This window comes from Streptomyces durocortorensis, assembly GCF_016901035.1.
In the GTDB taxonomy this organism is placed as follows: domain Bacteria; phylum Actinomycetota; class Actinomycetes; order Streptomycetales; family Streptomycetaceae; genus Streptomyces; species Streptomyces durocortorensis.
The window spans coordinates 1-2,672 of sequence record NZ_JAFEUF010000441.1 but is presented as its reverse complement, the minus strand read 5'-3'; the positions used below and the strand labels follow the sequence as shown (position 1 = coordinate 2,672).

Here is a 2,672-nt window from a genome sequence, read left to right as displayed (position 1 = left end):
CCCGCCCCCGCCACCCCTCACAGTGCACCTCTCCTCGACCCCGCGCGTGTTGCCCGACGGGCCGAGAGCCTACGGCCGAAAACCTGCCCCCACCCGGGCCCTCGGTCCCAAACCCGGGCCCAAGTGCGGTGTGCGGCAGTTGTGTTGATCCAGGAGGCGGCGGGCGTTCCGCTTGGGGCCGCCCATGGGCCCGTGGGCCCACGCAGCCCCCGCCGCCGCTCAGTACGCTCGGAGGAGCCGGGGGTCGCCGACCACGACGCCGCGCGAAGCAGCGAGAGCGATGGGGGTGGGCGTCGATGGTGGGTGCCGGATTCTTCTACTCGTACCACCTCGGCTGGACCCGGCTGGACGCCCGCACCCTGCTGGGCGACCTGGAGGCCGAAGGGCTCCGCCCGGCGCACCCGGTGACCGGCCACACCGTGCTCGTCAGCCTCGACTCCGCCTCCCTGGGAGCCCGTTCGCCCGTCACCCGGGAGCAGTTGCTGTCCCTCGCCGGCCTCCAGCGGCTGCACGAGGTCGGATTCCGGTTGTGGACGGACGGCGGCCTCGACCTCCTGGTGCGCATCCGGCGCGCCCGGGGCGGTGTCGTCGCCGTCGAGTTCTCCGTCGGGGAGCTGCCCGAGCCGGAGCGGGAGCACGCGGTGAGCGCCGTCCGGCGGACCATCGGGCGGGCCTCGGTGCTGTGTATCGGCTTCGTCGTCGACCGGAGCGGCGCGACGGCCGCCACCGACTGGGACGGCGTCGTCATCGAGGGCGCCGCGCACCTCGACGCCTGGCCGGACACCGTCGCCGTACGGGACGAGACGGCGGCCCGGCACCCGCAGCTGGCGGTCATGGACGCGGTGGAGATGTCGCCGTGGAAGGTGTTCGGGAACGAGGTGCTCGACGGCGTCTGAGGCCGGGGCCCGGTCCGCATGACCCGGGCCGGTCCGTGCGGGGGCCCGGGCCGTACGGACCGCCCGGGTCATACGGCGGCCCGGCCCGTATGGGGGAGGGCCCCACCTCCCCCTGGCACGACGAGCCCGCCGCCGACGTCATAATCGGCCGTATGTCCGATCACCAGCTCCGCACCCGGACGCCCGCCGCACCGGCCCCCGCCCTCCGCGTTCCCGGCGGGCCCCGGGTCGCCGCCGCGTTCCGGGCCGCCGCGCCCGCGCTCGCGGTCTACGCCGCCGTGCGGGCCCTGGGGCTCCTGGGTTTCTGGGCGGCCGCCTCGGCCGCCGGGAAGAACCCCCTGGGGCCGCTCAGCGGACGCTGGGACTCCGTCTGGTACCAGCGCATCGCCGAGAACGGATACGGCTTCACCGTCACCCTCCCGGACGGCTCCGTCCATTCCGATCTGGCGTTCTTCCCCCTCCTCCCCGCCCTGGAACGCGGCATCTCCGAGGTGACCCCGCTCACCCTCGGCGGCGCCGGACTCCTGGTCGCCTGGACCGCCGGGCTGCTCGCCGCCTGGGGCGTCTACGCCGTCGGCGCCCACCTGCGCGGACGGCGTACGGGCGTGGTGCTGGCCGCACTCTGGGGGGCGTACCCCACGGCGTTCGTCCAGTCGATGGCGTACACCGAGACCCTGTTCACCGCGCTCGCCGCCTGGGCGCTGTACGCCGTCCTCAAAGGCCGCTGGATCGTCGCGGGCGCGCTGTCCGTCCTGGCGGGGCTCACCCGGCCCACGGCGGCCGCCCTCATCGCGGCCCTGGCGGTCACCGCCGCCGTCACCCTCGTACGCGCGTACCGCGACGAGCGCCGTGCCGGCCCGGTCCTGCGCCGCCACGCCCGGATGATCGCGGGCGTGGCCCTCGCACCGCTGGGCTGGCTGGCGTACGTGGTGTTCGTGGCCGTACGCGAAGGCAGCCCCTTCGCCTACTTCGACGTCCAGGCGCAGTGGGGCAACAACATCGACGGCGGCCGCGCGCTCGCCGCCTTCATCGCCGGCCTCCCGTGGCCCGCCGCCCTCGGCCTGTGCGCGGCGCTCGGGCTGCTGGGGTGGCTCGTGGTGCTGTGCGTACGGCAGCGGCAGCCGCTCCCGGTCCTCGTCTACGCCCTCACGATCGTCGTCATCTCGCTGATCGGAGCCGGATACTTCGGCTCCCGGCCGCGCCTGATGATGCCCGCGTTCCCGCTGCTGCTCCCGCCCGCCGTCGCCCTGCTGCGGCTGCGCACCACGGGCCGCACGGCCGCCGTGCTCGCCGTCCTCGCCTGTGCGTCCGCCGGTTACGGGGCCTGGACCCTGCTGGGCGCGGGCCCGCCGTAGGGCCGTGCGCTCCTAGGCCGTGTCCGGCGCGGTGGCCGACACCGCCTTCAGCTCCACCCGTACGCCCGGCCGCACCCCCCACCGCTCCATCGCCCCGGCCTCCGCCTCCACCACGTGCCGCGCCCGCAGCCGGGGCAGCCCGAGGCGGCCGGGCTTCATCGTGGTGACCGCCAGGACGGTGAACCTCCGGTCCAGGTACGCCACATCGATGGGGAACCGCATCCGGAAGGTGTGCACGCTCCCGCACGGGGTGAGCATCATCGCCCCCTCGATCCCGTCCCGCCCGAGCAGCCCCTTGGTACGGGCCCGGTACGAGGCCGCGATCCGCAGCGGCACCTCCAGGGCCCCGCCCCCGGAGCCCGTTGTCCCGTCCGCGGAGCTCATGGCCCCGTTCCCGGAGCCCAGGGCTCCATCCCACTCA

3 protein-coding genes are annotated in these 2,672 nt (G+C 75.3%); 2 read left to right on the top strand and 1 reads right to left on the bottom strand.

Annotated features, from left to right (window positions below; all coding sequences use genetic code 11):
• The first annotated feature begins 299 nt into the window (after positions 1-299).
• Together JS521_RS35175 and JS521_RS35170 are read left to right on the top strand one after the other, a co-directional pair.
• Positions 300-896 (top strand): hypothetical protein, encoded by a 597-nt coding sequence (locus JS521_RS35175; protein WP_205086919.1) that lies wholly within the window; start codon positions 300-302, stop codon positions 894-896.
• 152 nt (positions 897-1,048) lie between these two features.
• Positions 1,049-2,251, top strand: coding sequence for a putative hexosyltransferase (locus JS521_RS35170; RefSeq protein WP_205086917.1), 1,203 nt, complete (start codon positions 1,049-1,051; stop codon positions 2,249-2,251).
• Positions 2,252-2,263: 12 nt separating this feature from the next.
• Here the strand turns inward: JS521_RS35170 and JS521_RS35165 are convergent, their stop codons facing one another.
• The gene (locus tag JS521_RS35165) at positions 2,264-2,635 is read right to left on the bottom strand and encodes a DUF192 domain-containing protein (protein WP_205086918.1); all 372 of its coding nucleotides are present in this window, start codon (positions 2,633-2,635) and stop codon (positions 2,264-2,266) included.
• Positions 2,636-2,672: the final 37 nt, after the last annotated feature.

Bases quoted from the DNA above. Each gene is read 5' to 3' on its own strand.
- JS521_RS35170 (WP_205086917.1), top strand. From the start codon at position 1,049: ATGTCCGATCACCAGCTCCGCACCCGGACGCCCGCCGCACCGGCCCCC.
- JS521_RS35165 (WP_205086918.1), bottom strand. From the start codon at position 2,635: ATGAGCTCCGCGGACGGGACAACGGGCTCCGGGGGCGGGGCCCTGGAG.